General features: G+C 37.5%; 15 protein-coding genes and 2 other annotated features. Of the genes, 12 read left to right on the top strand and 3 right to left on the bottom strand.

Going from position 1 to position 15,266, the window contains the following annotated elements:
• Window positions 1–64 precede the first annotated feature (64 nt).
• Entirely contained in the window at window positions 65–1,543 is a 1,479-nt protein-coding gene (gene putP / locus JFT89_RS07850; RefSeq protein WP_201039736.1) for a sodium/proline symporter PutP, read from the bottom strand.
• Window positions 1,544–1,849: 306 nt separating this feature from the next.
• Window positions 1,850–2,088, top strand: a binding site (T-box leader).
• A 42-nt stretch (window positions 2,089–2,130) separates the two neighbouring features.
• Window positions 2,131–2,375 (top strand) — a binding site (T-box leader).
• Between the two features lie 51 nt (window positions 2,376–2,426).
• Between putP and trpE the strand changes: the two genes are divergently transcribed.
• From trpE to JFT89_RS07800, 10 genes are all read left to right on the top strand, one after another.
• The gene (trpE, locus tag JFT89_RS07845; protein ID WP_201039735.1) at window positions 2,427–3,845 is read left to right on the top strand and encodes an anthranilate synthase component I; all 1,419 of its coding nucleotides are present in this window, start codon (window positions 2,427–2,429) and stop codon (window positions 3,843–3,845) included.
• Window positions 3,842–4,429 (top strand): anthranilate synthase component II, encoded by a 588-nt coding sequence (locus tag JFT89_RS07840; RefSeq protein WP_113733628.1) that lies wholly within the window; start codon window positions 3,842–3,844, stop codon window positions 4,427–4,429. Before trpE ends, JFT89_RS07840 begins: the two co-directional genes overlap by 4 nt.
• On the top strand, window positions 4,426–5,451 hold the full coding sequence (trpD, locus tag JFT89_RS07835) for an anthranilate phosphoribosyltransferase (RefSeq protein ID WP_201039734.1): 1,026 nt from the start codon (window positions 4,426–4,428) through the stop codon (window positions 5,449–5,451). Before JFT89_RS07840 ends, trpD begins: the two co-directional genes overlap by 4 nt.
• A 1-nt stretch (window position 5,452) precedes the next feature.
• Window positions 5,453–6,214 (top strand): indole-3-glycerol phosphate synthase TrpC, encoded by a 762-nt coding sequence (gene trpC / locus JFT89_RS07830; RefSeq protein WP_002064299.1) that lies wholly within the window; start codon window positions 5,453–5,455, stop codon window positions 6,212–6,214.
• Window positions 6,211–6,825, top strand: coding sequence for a phosphoribosylanthranilate isomerase (locus JFT89_RS07825; RefSeq protein WP_016094534.1), 615 nt, complete (start codon window positions 6,211–6,213; stop codon window positions 6,823–6,825). Before trpC ends, JFT89_RS07825 begins: the two co-directional genes overlap by 4 nt.
• Window positions 6,822–8,015, top strand: a complete 1,194-nt coding sequence (trpB, locus tag JFT89_RS07820; protein WP_201039733.1) for a tryptophan synthase subunit beta — start codon at window positions 6,822–6,824, stop codon at window positions 8,013–8,015. The genes JFT89_RS07825 and trpB overlap by 4 nt, the downstream gene beginning before the upstream one ends.
• Window positions 8,016–8,018: 3 nt before the next feature.
• Entirely contained in the window at window positions 8,019–8,795 is a 777-nt protein-coding gene (gene trpA, locus JFT89_RS07815; protein ID WP_016094533.1) for a tryptophan synthase subunit alpha, read from the top strand.
• A gap of 74 nt (window positions 8,796–8,869) precedes the next feature.
• Window positions 8,870–9,229, top strand: a complete 360-nt coding sequence (locus tag JFT89_RS07810; RefSeq protein WP_016094532.1) for a DUF4029 domain-containing protein — start codon at window positions 8,870–8,872, stop codon at window positions 9,227–9,229.
• A gap of 115 nt (window positions 9,230–9,344) precedes the next feature.
• Complete coding sequence (locus tag JFT89_RS07805) at window positions 9,345–10,844, top strand: L-lactate permease (protein ID WP_016094531.1); 1,500 nt, start codon at window positions 9,345–9,347, stop codon at window positions 10,842–10,844.
• 91 nt (window positions 10,845–10,935) lie between these two features.
• Window positions 10,936–11,619 carry a DUF2278 family protein gene (locus JFT89_RS07800; protein ID WP_201039732.1) on the top strand — a complete coding sequence of 228 codons (684 nt, stop codon included), beginning with the start codon at window positions 10,936–10,938 and terminating at the stop codon, window positions 11,617–11,619.
• Between the two features lie 14 nt (window positions 11,620–11,633).
• On the opposite strand, the gene JFT89_RS07795 is transcribed toward JFT89_RS07800, so the two are convergent.
• Entirely contained in the window at window positions 11,634–12,467 is an 834-nt protein-coding gene (locus JFT89_RS07795) for a hypothetical protein (protein WP_201039731.1), read from the bottom strand.
• Window positions 12,468–12,667: 200 nt separating this feature from the next.
• Here JFT89_RS07795 and JFT89_RS07790 point away from each other — a divergent pair, with 200 nt between their 5' ends.
• The gene (locus JFT89_RS07790) at window positions 12,668–13,453 is read left to right on the top strand and encodes a zinc ribbon domain-containing protein (protein WP_016094528.1); all 786 of its coding nucleotides are present in this window, start codon (window positions 12,668–12,670) and stop codon (window positions 13,451–13,453) included.
• Window positions 13,454–13,472: 19 nt separating this feature from the next.
• A complete protein-coding gene (locus JFT89_RS07785) occupies window positions 13,473–14,711 on the top strand; it encodes a TcaA 3rd/4th domain-containing protein (protein ID WP_201039730.1) in 1,239 nt (412 codons plus the stop codon).
• A 44-nt stretch (window positions 14,712–14,755) separates the two neighbouring features.
• Here JFT89_RS07785 and JFT89_RS07780 read toward each other — a convergent pair whose 3' ends face one another.
• Window positions 14,756–15,178, bottom strand: coding sequence for a hypothetical protein (locus tag JFT89_RS07780; RefSeq protein ID WP_002064313.1), 423 nt, complete (start codon window positions 15,176–15,178; stop codon window positions 14,756–14,758).
• Window positions 15,179–15,266 lie beyond the last annotated feature (88 nt).

Genomic DNA, 15,266 nt, shown 5'->3' with positions numbered 1-15,266 from the left:
AGAATATTGTCGAAATGCGGTTAAAAGAAAGCTCTGCTGTTATAGTAACAGCAGAGCTTTCTTTTTATAGATTATGACTATGTTGTTTTTCAAAATTCTCAAATTGCTCTTCAACTTCTTTTGAAGGCTTAGTTAGTAAACTAACAATTATGATCACTATTAAACTAATAGCGAAACCAGGAATCATTTCATATAAGAAATCTTTTAGGAATTTAAACTGTGTCCAAATAATTACTGTGGCTGCACCTGAAATCATACCAGCAAGCGCGCCCCACTTCGTCATACGTTTCCAATATAAGCTTAATAAAATGGCTGGTCCAAATGAAGAACCAAATCCAGCCCAAGCATATCCAACAAGAGCTAAAATCGTGTCATTTTGTTTAAGCGCTAATGCACATCCAATTAAAGCGATACCAAGAACAGCCATACGACCGACAAATACAAGTTCTTTATCAGAAGCAGAACGCTTAAAGAATGTACGATATAAGTCTTCTGTTACTGCACTTGAAGTAACGAGCAACTGAGAAGAGATTGTGCTCATAATAGCTGCTAAAATAGCTGCTAATAAAAATCCAGTAATAAGTGGATGGAATAAAATTTTTCCAAGTTCAAGGAAAATTGTCTCTGGGTTAGATAATGTCAAACCTTGTTGTGAATAGTAAGCAATACCGATAAGACCAGTAAACATAGCTCCGACAACAGAGAAAATCATCCAGCTCATACCAATTCTTCGCGCGCTTTTAATTTCTTTTACAGACGAAATTGCCATAAAGCGTACGATGATATGAGGTTGTCCAACATAACCAAGGCCCCATGCGAATAAAGAAATCATTCCTAAAGTAGAGGCACCTTTAAAAATATCTAGACGTGTTGGATCTACAGATCGAATTGTATCAAATGCAGGTCCAAGTCCGTTTGTATTCATAATTGTTACGATAGGAACAAGAATAAGGGCAACTACCATAATGATTCCTTGCACGAAGTCTGTCCAACTTACTGCTAAGAAACCACCAAATAATGTGTAAGCTACAACGACGCCTGCTACAATGAGTAATCCAACATGATAGTTCATACCAAATGAATTTTCAAATAATACAGCGCCTGAAACTAATCCTGAAGCTACATAGAAAGTAAAGAAAATCATAATAACAAGTCCGGATACTAAGCGTAGCATATGAGATTTGTCGTGGAAACGGTGTTCCAAAAATTCTGGGATAGTAATAGAGTTGTTTGCAATTTCAGAGTAGGTACGTAAGCGAGGAGCGACATAAAGCCAGTTTGCGTATGCGCCTAGTGTTAGGCCGAATGCAATCCAACTACTACTTAATCCAACGCTAAACATTGCACCGGGTAAGCCCATTAAAAGCCAACCGCTCATATCTGATGCTCCAGCACTTAATGCTGTTACTGCGGGGCCTAGTGTACGCCCGCCAAGCATATAATCTGTTAAGTTGGACGTTCGTTTGTAGGCGAAATAGCCGATTACTAACATCCCGAGCATGTAAATAGAGATAGAAGTTAAAGTTAACATCTGCGTATTCATGTAGTTCCCCTTCCTTTTGTCATGTCTTTTGATGCATTATGCATATTTATAATCTATCATGATTATTCTGAAAAATCCATATACAAATATGAATTTTCAGAAATGTAAGCGTTTTTTGACATCGTTTTACTTTTTTAATATATAAATTTCAGACGAAAAAACCTTAATTTTAATAGAGTATTTATTATATTTACATAAAAACACGTTGTTTTGTCAATATAATATTGAAAGAAGGGAGAAAAAATTTTTTAAAAAAGTATTGACTTGTGAAAAAAGTTAGGTCTATAATGAGTGCAACTTAAAAAAATGCAAGCGTTGATGAAGAAGAGTACACATGATGAACATGTCAGAGAGCTGATGGTTGGTGCGAATCAGTATGGGATTGATGTGGAATGGGCTTCGGAGCTTCCAAACCGAAACGAAAGAAGTAGGCTTTGGCGACATGATCTCATCGATACAAGAGACACGTATTATTTTTTGATACGGCAAAGTGCGTTACATTCGTAACGAATTAAGGTGGCACCACGGGAGTACCCGTCCTTTCTATAGGATGAGTACTCCCTTTTTGTGTACAAAAAATTAAATATGTTAAATCGTTTAAGTAAGAAGAGTACGTATATTGGAGACGTTTCAGAGAGCCGGGGACAGGTGGGAGCCCGGTGCGGTGCCATATACGGAATGGGCTTACGAGAGGTATGCTGAACAATTATTTTCAGTAGGCAACCCGGGTTCCGCCGTTACAAGGATAAGGTATATATTTTGTACCTGAATAAAGCGGGATGCTTTTGCGTCCAACCTGAGGTGGTACCACGGTAAATTTATCGTCCTCTACATATTTCGATATGTAGAGGACTTTTTTATTTTTCAGAGTGAGGTGAAAGGCATGATGACGAAAGAAGAATTTATGAAGCAAAAAGAACAAGGAAAAACATTTTTAGTAATCGCTGAAGAAGAAGGAGATAGCATTACGCCAATTTCTTTATATAGACGTATGAAAGGGAAGAAGAAATTTTTATTAGAAAGCTCACAGCTTCATCAAGATAAAGGACGCTATTCTTACTTAGGGTGTAATCCTTATGGAGAAGTGAAAAGTGTTGGTATAGAAGTAGAGCGAACGATGTATGGACAAACAGAAAAGCTGCAAGGCAACGTACTGCAAGTATTAGAAGATGTAATCGCACCAGCGCAAGTAGACAGTCCATTCCCGTTTTGCGGGGGAGCAGTTGGATATATCGGCTATGACGTAATTCGGCAGTATGAAAATATAGGAGTAGACTTGCATGATCCATTAAATATTCCAGAAGTACACCTTTTACTGTATCGTGAGTTTATCGTTTACGATCATTTACGCCAAAAACTATCGTTTGTATATGTATGCAAGGAAGATGAATCAGCTTCTTATGAAGAAGTATACGAGAGATTGCAACGATACAAAGAGGAAGTGCTAAACGGAGAAGAAGAGAAGGTTAGTGAAGTAATATCATCTTTATCATTTACTTCTTCAGTAACGGAAAAAGAATTTTGTGAAATGGTAGAAACAGCGAAAGAATATATTCGGGCCGGAGATATTTTCCAAGTTGTATTATCCCAGCGTTTGCAAAGTGAATGTAAAGGAGATCCATTTGCATTATACCGGAAACTTCGAATTGCAAATCCATCACCATATATGTTCTATATCGATTTTCAAGATTATGTTGTACTTGGCTCTTCGCCGGAAAGTTTGTTATCAGTAAGAGAGGATAAAGTGATGACAAACCCAATTGCTGGTACGAGGCCGAGAGGGAAAACGAAGCAGGAAGATGAGGAAATCGAAAAAGAACTGTTAGGAAATGAGAAAGAGCGAGCAGAGCATATGATGCTTGTGGACCTAGGACGAAATGATATTGGCAGAGTAAGTGAAATTGGCTCTGTGACGATAGATAAATATATGAAAGTAGAAAAATACTCTCACGTTATGCACATTGTATCTGAAGTTTACGGAACATTGCGAAAACAAACGAGTGGATTTGATGCATTAGCGTATTGTTTACCAGCTGGTACAGTATCAGGTGCTCCGAAAATAAGGGCGATGGAAATTATTAATACGTTAGAGCATGAAAAAAGAAATGTATATGCCGGAGCGGTTGGATATATTTCATTCTCAGGAAACCTTGATATGGCGCTAGCAATTCGAACGATGGTTGTAAAAGACGAGAAAGCGTACGTTCAGGCAGGAGCGGGTATCGTCTACGATTCAGACCCGGTTGCTGAATATGAAGAAACATTAAATAAAGCGAGAGCGCTTTTGGAGGTTATGAAATGATTGTACTGATTGATAACTATGATTCCTTCACATATAACTTGTATCAACTATTAGGCGAGTACGAAGAAAACATCGTCGTCGTAAGAAATGATCAAATAACAATTGAACAATTAGAGGAGATGAAGCCGAAAGGAATTGTGCTCTCACCAGGACCTGGGAAACCAGAAGATGCTGGAATTTGTATCGATGTTATTCGTCACTTTTATAAGAACGTTCCCATCTTAGGAATTTGCCTTGGCCATCAAGCAATCATATCCGCATTTGGAGGAGAAATTGTTAGAGCAGAGCGCATTAAACACGGAAAAACATCGCGTGTGAAACATAACGGAACGTCAATCTTTTCGTACGTTACGCAGCCGCTAACAGCGATGCGTTACCATTCACTCGTCGCAGTGCAAAATAGTTTGCCGCAGTGTTTTGACATACTAGCGACAGCGATGGATGACGGAGAAATCATGGCAGTTCGTCACAACTATTATCCGCTCTTCGGATTACAGTTTCACCCAGAATCAATTGCAACAGAAGAAGGCGGAAAGTTAATACGTGCCTTTTTAGCAGAAGTGAAAGAGGAGGAGAGAGTATGAACAGTTATCTTCGAAAATTAGTAGAGGGACAACATTTAACAGAAGAAGAAATGTATGAAGCGGGACTTCTTTTATTAAGTGACAACATATTGGAAAGTGAAGTTGCAGCTTTCTTAGTATTGCTGAAAGCGAAAGGCGAAACAGCAGAAGAAATATACGGTCTCGTTCGTGCTCTTCGCGAAAAGGCATTACCGTTTTCAACTCATATAAAAGGCGCGATGGACAATTGTGGAACGGGTGGTGACGGTGCGCAAACATTCAATATTAGTACAACATCGGCATTTGTACTTGCCGGAGCTGGTGTAAAGGTTGCGAAACATGGAAACCGCGCTGTTTCTAGTAAAACAGGAAGTGCTGATTTATTAGAAGAACTCGGTGTAAACATTAGTTGTACGCCAGGTGAAATTGACTACTTATTAGAAATTGTAGGGATTGCCTTCTTATTCGCACCAGCGATGCATCCAGCATTAAGACGCATTATGAAAATAAGAAAAGAATTAAACGTTCCGACGATCTTTAACTTAATTGGACCGTTGACGAATCCGGTTAATTTAGAAACACAATTTGTCGGTATTTATAAGCGAGATATGTTATTGCCGGTAGCGGAAGTATTGCAGAAACTTGGCAGAAAACAAGCACTCGTCGTAAACGGAAGTGGCTTTTTAGATGAAGCATCATTACAGGGAGAAAATCATGTCGTCGTTTTAAAAGATAATGAAATAGTAGAAATGAGTATTGATCCAGAAAAGTATGGTTTTTCAAGAGTGAAAAATGAAGAAATTAGAGGTGGGAATTCAAAAGAAAATGCAAAGATTACGCTCGGCGTATTAAGCGGAGAAAAGAGTGTCTATCGCGATACTGTTTTATTAAATGCAGGTCTAGCCCTTTTCGCAAATGGAAGAGCAGAAACGATTGAAGAAGGAATTACACTAGCAACGCACAGCATTGACTCTGGAAAAGCATTAGCCAAGCTAAACTTATTAATTGCAGCAAGCCATGAAAAATTAGAAAGGGTGAATTAAAATGGGGACGATTTTAGACAAAATTGTAGAGCAAAAGAAAGTAGAAGTTGCGGAGTTATATGAAACATATTCACCAGTGAAAGAAAAAAGGAAAACACACTCACTTGTAAAAGCTTTAGAGCAGTTTACTGTAATAGCAGAGGTAAAGCGAGCGTCTCCATCAAAAGGCGATATTAATTTACACGTTGATGTGCCAAAACAAGTGAAAACATATGAAGAATGCGGTGCTGGAGCAGTTTCGGTTTTAACAGACGGTCAATTTTTTAAAGGGTCGTTTCACGACTTACAAACGGCAAGAGCAGAAAGTAACATTCCGCTTTTATGTAAAGATTTTATAATCGATAAAATCCAAATTGATAGAGCGTATGAAGCAGGAGCAGATCTTATTTTATTAATTGTTGCAGCATTGTCAAAAGAGAAATTAAACGAGCTTTATAACTACGTGCTAGAAAAAGGATTAGAAGCGATTGTTGAAGTTCATGATGAACAGGAATTAGAAATTGCAATCCGATTAAATCCGCACGTTATCGGTATTAACAACCGTAATTTAAAAACATTTGAAGTAGATTTAAGCCAAACTGAAAAGCTCGGAAAACGACTGAATGAAGAAAACCTACTTTGGATTAGTGAAAGCGGCATTCATTCAAAAGAAGATATCATTCGCGTCAAACGAGCTGGTGCAAAAGGTGTATTAGTCGGAGAAGCGCTTATGACATCATCTTCTATCAGTACCTTTTTTGAAGACTGTAAGGTGAGCATATGAAAGTGAAGATTTGCGGCATCACTGATATGGAAACAGCGAAAAGTGCGTGTGAATATGGCGCAGATGCAATCGGATTCGTTTTTGCAGAAAGTAAACGCCAAATCACTCCAGGGCAAGCGAAAGAAATTATTGGGGAAATTCCAGCCCACGTTTTCAAGGTCGGTGTTTTCGTAAATGAATCAGTAGAAGTGATCCAGAAAATTGCAGAGGAGTGCGGGTTAACGCATGTGCAACTACATGGGGATGAAGACAATCATCAAATTATAAGATTGAATATTCCGTCTATAAAAGCGTTAGGAGTAGCTTTAGAACAAGATATTGAACATGCGAAAAAATACGAAACAGATTATTTGTTATTTGATAGCCCGAAAGAAAAGTTCCACGGAGGAAACGGAAAGACATTTTCATGGGAGTTACTCGCACATATGCCAAACGAGTTGCGAGAGAAAACGATATTAGCTGGCGGATTAAACGTCATTAATATAGAAGAAGCCATTCAAACCGTTCAGCCATATATGGTCGATGTGAGTAGCGGGGTAGAGACAGAAGGAAAGAAAGATTTGGAGAAAATAAAACAATTTATTAAAAAAGCGAAGGAGTGTTCCAAATGAACTATGCATATCCAGATGAAAAAGGTCATTACGGTATATACGGAGGACGATACGTTCCAGAAACGTTAATGCAATCCGTATTAGAACTAGAAGAAGCATATAAAGAAGCGATGCAAGATGAAGCGTTTCAAAAGGAATTAAATCATTATTTACAAACGTATGTTGGAAGAGAAACACCGCTTTATTTCGCTGGAAATATGACGAAGTATTGCGGCGGAGCAAAGATTTATTTGAAACGTGAAGATTTGAACCATACGGGAGCTCATAAAATTAACAATACAATCGGTCAAGCACTTCTTGCGGTAAGAATGGGTAAGAAGAAAGTTGTCGCTGAAACAGGAGCAGGACAACACGGAGTTGCAACAGCTACTGTATGTGCACTTTTCGGTTTAGAATGCGTCATCTTCATGGGAGAAGAAGATGTGAGACGACAAAAATTAAACGTGTTTCGAATGGAATTACTCGGAGCAAAAGTAGAAAGCGTAGCGGCAGGTAGCGGCACGTTGAAAGATGCGGTAAACGAGGCGCTTCGTTACTGGGTTTCACATGTACACGATACGCACTACATTATGGGATCAGTTCTCGGGCCACATCCATTCCCGCAAATTGTTCGTGATTTCCAAAGTGTAATTGGGAAAGAAACGAAAAAACAATACGAAGCGCTAGAAGGAAAATTACCAGAAGCAGTCGTTGCTTGTATTGGCGGTGGTAGTAATGCAATGGGAATGTTTTATCCGTTCGTACACGATGAAGAAGTTGCTCTTTACGGTGTTGAAGCAGCTGGAAAAGGTGTTCACACAGAAAAGCACGCAGCCACTTTAACGAAAGGCAGTGTCGGTGTTTTACACGGATCGATGATGTACCTTCTGCAAAATGAAGAAGGGCAAATTCAAGAAGCACACTCTATTTCGGCAGGGCTGGATTACCCAGGTGTTGGGCCAGAACATAGCTTGCTAAAAGATATTGGTCGCGTTTCTTATCATTCCATTACAGATGAAGAAGCGTTAGAAGCATTTCAATTATTAACGAAAAAAGAAGGGATTATCCCGGCATTAGAAAGTTCACATGCTGTTGCATACGCTTTAAAACTAGCGCCGCAAATGAAGAAAGACGAAGGACTTGTCATTTGTTTATCCGGCCGCGGTGATAAAGATGTAGAGAGTATAAAACGTTATATGGAAGAGGTGTAAAAAATGGGAGTAGAAAAAATTATAGCAGCGTTTGAAAATGGCAAGAAAGCATTTATTCCGTATGTAATGGGCGGAGATGGTGGGCTTGAAAAGTTAAAAGAAAGAATTCGTTTTCTTGATGAAGCAGGAGCAAGCATCGTTGAAATCGGTATTCCGTTCTCAGATCCAGTCGCAGACGGTCCAACTATTCAAAGGGCAGGAAAAAGAGCATTAGATAGCGGTGTAACATTGAAAGGTATTTTTCAAGCATTAATAGAGGTGAGGCAAGAAGTTCAAATTCCATTTGTACTTATGACATATTTAAATCCAGTACTCGCATTCGGAAAAGAACGTTTCATTGAGAGCTGTCTTGAAGCAGGGGTGGACGGTATTATCGTTCCAGACTTACCGTATGAAGAACAAGACATTATTGCACCGCTCCTTCGCGTGGCGAATATCGCTTTAATTCCACTCGTTACCGTAACGAGCCCTATTGAACGAATCGAAAAAATTACGAGTGAATCACAAGGATTCGTCTACGCCGTTACAGTAGCGGGCGTAACGGGAGTACGTCAAAACTTTAAAGATGAGATTCATAGTTACTTAGAAAAAGTAAAAGCACATGTCCACTTACCAGTAGTCGCAGGATTCGGTATTTCAACACGAGAGCAAATTGAAGAAATGATTACAATATGTGACGGTGTTGTCGTTGGAAGTAAAGTCATTGAGCTGTTAGAAAATGAAAAGCGAGAAGAAATTTGTGAGTTAATACATGCAGTAAAAGAAACAGAAGAGGCTTAAGTCTCTTCTGTTTCTTTTGTGTAATAAATGTTAAAATATACAGAAAATACTTATAACTTAGAGGGTGAGAAGGCATGCTAAGACGTAAACTATTATATCTTCTTTTAACTGTACCATTATACGCTTGGCTCATTAGCATGACGAAAATAGAGTTGATGGCTCTGTTTTTAGGATATGTATTCATCTTTTCCCAATTAAATCGAATACAAGAGCAATCTATTTTAGAAGTATGTATATTTTCGGTTAGTATAGAACTATTTAGTATCGTTTCGATTGTATTATTAAGTGAATTATTCCAATGGATCCATTCATTTGAATTAATAAAACTTGGGAATATTGTATTGCAAGTAATATGTGCTTATATTGTGTTTGTTGTACTAGAAAAAATGATTGGACAGCAGACGGTTTTTCAGGATAAAAGAAAATGGGAGTGATTCAAAAAAAGAGCTGTTTGGCTCTTTTTTTAATCTGTTTTAAAAATAATTGAAAATCGTGTTATCTGTTATATAATAGTTAAAAATTGTATTTTTAACGAAATGAGATGATAACATGGCCATATTGTTGGCACTTATCCCAATTATGATGATTTTCATTTGTTTATTTTTATTTAAACAAACGTCATTAAGATCCTCATTAATTTCTTATGCCGTTTCTGTTGGAATTGTTTTACTCTCGCCAACATTTCGGTTAGGGATAAGTGAAACTGTACATGCAACGATTAAAGGTTGGTTAATTTGTTTTATTGTCGGATACGTTTTGTTTTTCGGTATTTTTTTATTTCACCTCATGAACAAAATGGGATACATCGATCAAGTAGCGAGATTTCTAGAACAAGTCACGCGCGATCGATTATTGCAAATGCTTCTTATGTGTTTTGGTATTTGTCCACTTATTGAATCAGTGAGTGGGTTCGGAATTGGTTTTATGGTCGCAGCACCTATTTTTCTTTCTCTCGGTTATAAACCGTTTCAAGCTGTGCTACTTTCGTTTATCGGTCTACTTGCAAGTTCATGGGGCGCAATGGCAACGGGGACGATTATCGGTTCTCAGCTTATTAACATGCCGCTTACAACTCTTGGTACAAATACAGCATTATTAAGCATCCCGATTTTTGCATACTTTATCATCCTTTCTTTATACGTTGTCGGTGGCTTTCAGGCAGTTATAGAAAAGTGGAAGGAAGGGATAGGGTTCTTTCTATTATTTTCTCTTGGAATCTATCTTTCTAACGCATACGTAAGTGTTGAACTAGCGGGGATATTAAGTTCTATCGTTACCATTACATTTGGTTTTTTAATCATTAAATTAAAAGGAAAAGATGAGCAAAACCTTTTAACAGAACATGCGGCGGCTACTGAGAGAGAAGTATCGATTATAAAAATTATTAGCCCTTATATCTTTTTAACAGTTTGTATTTTACTTTCTCGCCTCGTTCCAGCATTACATGATCTGCTCAGGTCATATGCAGTTCTCGATTTAAAATCATATTCTTACAAACTAGAGCTACTATATTCGCCAGGGTTTTGGCTCGCCATGACTTGTTTATTTACAATTATTTTCTTCCGCATTCCATCTAATATTATTAAAAAATCACTCTCGCAAACGATAAAACAATGGATTCCATTCGCAATTACAACGACAATGTTCATTGCGATTTCAGAGTTAATGGGGGCATCTGGTATGCATTCATTACTCGCAAAGACAGCTGGTGAAACATTTGGTACCTTTTTCGTTTTCGTTGCTCCTTTCATTGGAGGAATAGGCGGCTTTTTAACTGGTAGTAACGCAGGATCAAATGCGATGTTTATAAAGCTACAAATGCAAACAGCCCAAAACGTAGCACTCCCGTGGCAATACGTCACAACGCTCCAAAACACCGCATCATCAGTAGCGACAATCGCTTGTCCATCACGGATTACACTAGGCGCGTATTTATGCAATATCCCGTATCGTGAAAATGAACTATTAAAGAAGACGACGTTAATGATTTTTGGTGCGGTGTTACTTGTAGTTGTAGAGGTTATTTTTTGGTATGTGTTGAAAAAATAAAAAAACCTCCTGGCAAAGGAGGATTTTCTTTTTATGTGGATAATGCCTTAAGTATGAAAAGCTTCTACTAAATGAATAGGAGATGAAAGAGATGCCCTTAAAAAACTACGGTGTGTTAAAAGGTACAGTTGTACAATCTAAGATTGGAAAAGGGAAAACACCTCATTATGAAGTTCATTTACAAGGTGAAGCAGGAGTTAATTATCGTATTGCAATTAACGTGAAGTCGCAAAGTTATCCATCAGAAGTTTTATATTTTGCGAGCGACAATATTCGGTCAGAGGCGATTCATATTTTACCGACATTACCGTTTGGTTTTACGGAAGTGGAAAATAATGAGCCAAAAGTTGCTTTAGATTATGTAAGAGGTAATTTATTTGATTTGAAGCAAATGATTCCTTTACCTGCTGAAAAAGCAGGAGTGGATAATGATTTAAATGAAAAAATAGAGCGTTATATAAAGCGAGCAATAGATGAGAAAGCAATTATTTATGCGTTTGGTGAAAGGTGGGGACCAGAAGAAAAGGTTCCGGATTCGTATTTCCACTTTACGCCTGGAAACGGTATACACGATATTCACATGAATCAAGGGAATGTAGAGAAATGGCAAGGGGATAATGGTATATGGCAAGATGGTGGAATACTCATTCACTTTGAGAAGGAAGAAGAGTGGGTAGGTATTTTCCTTGCTTTTCAGTCGCAATCATGGTGTACGGATGAAGAAGGGCATGCTCGTGTTCCGGTTGAGCATTGTGATTATAAGAGGAATAATTAATAAGAAGAGGGCGTTCACAACGAACGCCCTCCTCTTATTTTATAAAACACAAAACTAACAAGTGTAGAAATACAAGAGAAAAGAAGCGCTACACTAGAAAATGCAATGAGATACATATTATATTTCATCATTTTGCCGATTAGTTGGTTACTATCGTACTGAAACAGTCCCGCTATTATATTGAATAAAAATAATACGATAAACATTACGATAACGCCATCTATTGATCCTTTAATGTCTGGTTTACTTAAAGCGATATGTGCGGAAATACAAATAGCGATAAATAAAAATAACCAAAAAGAAGGGGTCAATAAATTGCTCATTGTAAACAAGCTTTTTAATAAAAAGAATGTTGATAAAAACATGTTTTGGATCATGTCTAAGTTAATAGAAGTCGATGCAATCGTTGTTTCGAGAGTCGTATTAAATAAAGAATATGACTCTGGTACGAAATAGCGCATTAAAAGGATTAAGGCAGTAATACCAGAAATAATAGGACCGATGCCGATAAAGAAATTACCGATTCGTTGATATACGCTTTTTTGATTGTATTGATGTTGTACGTAACCTAAAGCACCTTGACTTGTATCTGTCGGGAAGAACTGCGTCGCTACAATTTTATGGCGGAATAATAGACACATAATTGCATGTCCAAGTTCATGAACGGGAACACCGATCCATGCAGTCAAAAGAAAGCCTTTCCTACCAAAAGCTCTCGACCAATACATTCGTGTGAGAGATTCTAAATATCCTAATAGAAATCCAATTACAATGATGATTCCAATTAAAGAAAATAATTGGATTACACTTGTAAGGAGTGTTTGAAAAATCGAGTTTACAAATTCCACTGCCTTCATCCAATCTGTTTAAAGTTTAACTTTATTTGCTCTGTTTCATAATAACATTATTTTTCTATATTACTAGCACACATAGTTTCGTTTAAAAGAAGGATTTCATATTCTTTTTCTTGTAGTCATGTTTTATGTACAAAGTCATATATTGAATTTGTAACATCCTATAAGGTATATGTTTAAGGAGGGATGAGAGAATGAAATGTCCGGCGTGTCATACAGAAAATGCAGTAGAAGCAAAGTTTTGCGGGAATTGTGGATATTCGTTAACGGAAGAAGTAGTGGCAAGTGGTGCACAGGAAGAAGGCGAGCAACAAGCGCGCGTAGTACAAGTGAAAGAAACTCGACCAAATGAAACGGTAGAGCAAGCAAAACAATTTGCAAGTGGCTATTTTCAGTTCTTCAAAAATGCTTTTAAATCACCAACGGCCATTATGAAAAGTGGAAATATTGAAGTGCGAAATGGAATTGCAAGTCTTGTACTTATTTGTTTTTTAGGAGCATGTATTTTTTATAGAATGATGAGCGCAGCGGCGACTGTTACGAGGACATTAGTACCAGATATAACTACTCCTACTTTTTTTGGAGAATCTGTAATGGTCTTTTTCTTTTTATTAATTTTAACTTTATTTGTCGGATTTATTATTTTTGTAAGTGGTAAGATGATGAAATCATCTTTTTCTTTTCTTGAAGCATTCGGTATATGGGGGACGATAGCGACGCCAGCTATTGCTATATTAGTTCTTTCTTTTCTTTTTAGTTTTTTATTAATCTTTTTCTTACCGATATTACTATCGGTGGCGGTAACTTATATGGGAATTAGTGTAATTGTAGCTATAGTAAAATTAGATAATGGTGGATTAAATCTTGTTTACACTCTTCTTATCGCAAATGTTTTCATCGGAGTCGCAACATGGATTGTATTTTGGTCTTACATTAACACGATAATTCAAACCTTTACTGGAGGATTCACAGGCTTCTAATGAAAAGGTGGTTGAATGGATGAATGTATGCACAAAGTGCGGAGCACAGTATGAAGATGGAGTGCAATTTTGTCAAAGCTGCGGGACGAAGAGGGGGAATCCTGTAGTAAAGAAGCAGAAAATAAGCAAAGGGACAATAATTGGAATTACAATTTTAACATTTTTTATTATAGTATTGGGCGGATTATATGCGTATGGATCTTCATATTACTCACATTCATCGCAAGTAGAGAGAATTATTACTGTTTTACAAGAGAGGGACGGGGAGAAATTAGCTGAGATCATAACGGCAGATGACCCAGCAGTTATTGTAACGAGAGAGAGTTTAACGCCTCTATTTTCATATATAAAAGAAAATCCATCTTACGTGAATGAATTGAAAGAATATTTGAGGCAAAGTGAAAAACAAGGGGATGGAATAGAAAGAGCAGATTTTTCTTTAACGAAAGACGGGAAACATTTCTTTTTATTTGATCGGTATAAATTGAAAGCGAAGACGTATTATACGACTTTGCTTACAAATGAAAAAGGTACATTTTTAAAAATGAATGGAAAAGAAATTGATAAAACAAATGATAAAAAGTTTGAGAAGCAATATGGACCGTTTCTCCCAGGAAATCAAGTATTTCAAGCAGAATATAAAAATGACTATGTAAAACTATCACGTGAGGAAAAGGTTGTACTTATGAAACATAGTCAAAATAATGTAACGATAGATTTAACGTTGCAAGGGCAATATATTACAGTTCAAACGAATGCGTCTGGTGCAACATTATACGTGAATCAAAAGCCAGTTACAGCGTTGACCGGAGAAGAAATTACGTGGGGACCGATCGCTACTGATGGAAGTGCGGCGATTTATTTAGAACGAAATGGAGAAAGTGGAAGGGAAACGACAAAGATAGAAACGGTAACGGGACTGTCGGCTTATAATCTTCCGTTTCAAAAGCAAAGTGTAGAAAAAACAGTTGTTTACAATGTTACTCCGCCGCCTACGACTGGGTATGTATATAATGGTTTCATCTTCCCTGATAGTGATATTCGAAAATTAACGGGTGCGGACTTAACATATTTAACGAAAGAACAATTGAAAATTGCTCGAAATGAAATATACGCAAGACATGGACATATTTTTCAAACGAAAGATATGCAAGCGTATTTTTCAAAACAGTCTTGGTACAGAGAAAATCCGTATTTTACAGGAACGTTAACGGATATTGAAGCTTATAATGTTGAACTGATCAAATCAAGAGAATAGAGTGCGTGAAAAAGGTACAGTACATAACTGTACCTTTTCTATGATTATTTAACTGGACCAGGATCCCTTGAGAAAAAGATGTGAAAGAGGAATGTGACTTTACTTGCTCCTCCTGATGTACTTGCTTGCACATCAGATAAAGAACTAGACGTTAAAGCAGCTTCAGAACGAGGGGGAACGACTATTTTGAGTGCATCATCTGATTCTGATGATATAGTAACCGTTATTGTATCCTCAGAAAAGTTCACAATTTTAACAGTACCAACTGGGAAGATGGATTTGCGAGCGTGTGAGGCAGAAGCAAAGCGAGTCGATTTCCAAATAGTTTGTGAGAAAGTGTCATTATCAGATAACCAAGCACGTGCACTGTATAAAGTTACACTAACGGTAAACTCTTGTTCAAGCGGGAGGGCGGGTCTCGGTTCTATCGGTTCCTCTGGAAGCTGGACGAGAAGGCCGGCGCACATGTATGTTTCACCTACTTTCAATAGTTACTGTTATAGCATATTAAATATCTTGTTTATAAGACACGACGATTACCTATTAACGCATAGT

The sequence above is a fragment of the Bacillus sp. TH25 genome (assembly GCF_016650935.1).
In the GTDB taxonomy this organism is placed as follows: Bacteria; Bacillota; Bacilli; order Bacillales; family Bacillaceae_G; genus Bacillus_A; species Bacillus_A mycoides.
Note: the sequence above shows the minus strand (reverse complement) of the source record. Positions and strands in the feature narration are given on the sequence as shown.

What these genes read in the sequence shown, in the direction of transcription:
- trpC (WP_002064299.1), top strand. Translation starts at nt 5,453, where the DNA reads ATGGGGACGATTTTAGACAAAATTGTAGAGCAAAAGAAAGTAGAAGTT.
- JFT89_RS07785 (WP_201039730.1), top strand. Translation starts at nt 13,473, where the DNA reads ATGAATGTATGCACAAAGTGCGGAGCACAGTATGAAGATGGAGTGCAA.
- trpD (WP_201039734.1), top strand. Translation starts at nt 4,426, where the DNA reads ATGAACAGTTATCTTCGAAAATTAGTAGAGGGACAACATTTAACAGAA.
- JFT89_RS07805 (WP_016094531.1), top strand. Translation starts at nt 9,345, where the DNA reads ATGGCCATATTGTTGGCACTTATCCCAATTATGATGATTTTCATTTGT.
- trpE (WP_201039735.1), top strand. Translation starts at nt 2,427, where the DNA reads ATGATGACGAAAGAAGAATTTATGAAGCAAAAAGAACAAGGAAAAACA.
- trpB (WP_201039733.1), top strand. Translation starts at nt 6,822, where the DNA reads ATGAACTATGCATATCCAGATGAAAAAGGTCATTACGGTATATACGGA.
- JFT89_RS07800 (WP_201039732.1), top strand. Translation starts at nt 10,936, where the DNA reads ATGCCCTTAAAAAACTACGGTGTGTTAAAAGGTACAGTTGTACAATCT.
- JFT89_RS07840 (WP_113733628.1), top strand. Translation starts at nt 3,842, where the DNA reads ATGATTGTACTGATTGATAACTATGATTCCTTCACATATAACTTGTAT.
- JFT89_RS07825 (WP_016094534.1), top strand. Translation starts at nt 6,211, where the DNA reads ATGAAAGTGAAGATTTGCGGCATCACTGATATGGAAACAGCGAAAAGT.
- JFT89_RS07790 (WP_016094528.1), top strand. Translation starts at nt 12,668, where the DNA reads ATGAAATGTCCGGCGTGTCATACAGAAAATGCAGTAGAAGCAAAGTTT.
- putP (WP_201039736.1), bottom strand. Translation starts at nt 1,543, where the DNA reads ATGAATACGCAGATGTTAACTTTAACTTCTATCTCTATTTACATGCTC.
- JFT89_RS07810 (WP_016094532.1), top strand. Translation starts at nt 8,870, where the DNA reads ATGCTAAGACGTAAACTATTATATCTTCTTTTAACTGTACCATTATAC.
- trpA (WP_016094533.1), top strand. Translation starts at nt 8,019, where the DNA reads ATGGGAGTAGAAAAAATTATAGCAGCGTTTGAAAATGGCAAGAAAGCA.
- JFT89_RS07780 (WP_002064313.1), bottom strand. Translation starts at nt 15,178, where the DNA reads ATGTGCGCCGGCCTTCTCGTCCAGCTTCCAGAGGAACCGATAGAACCG.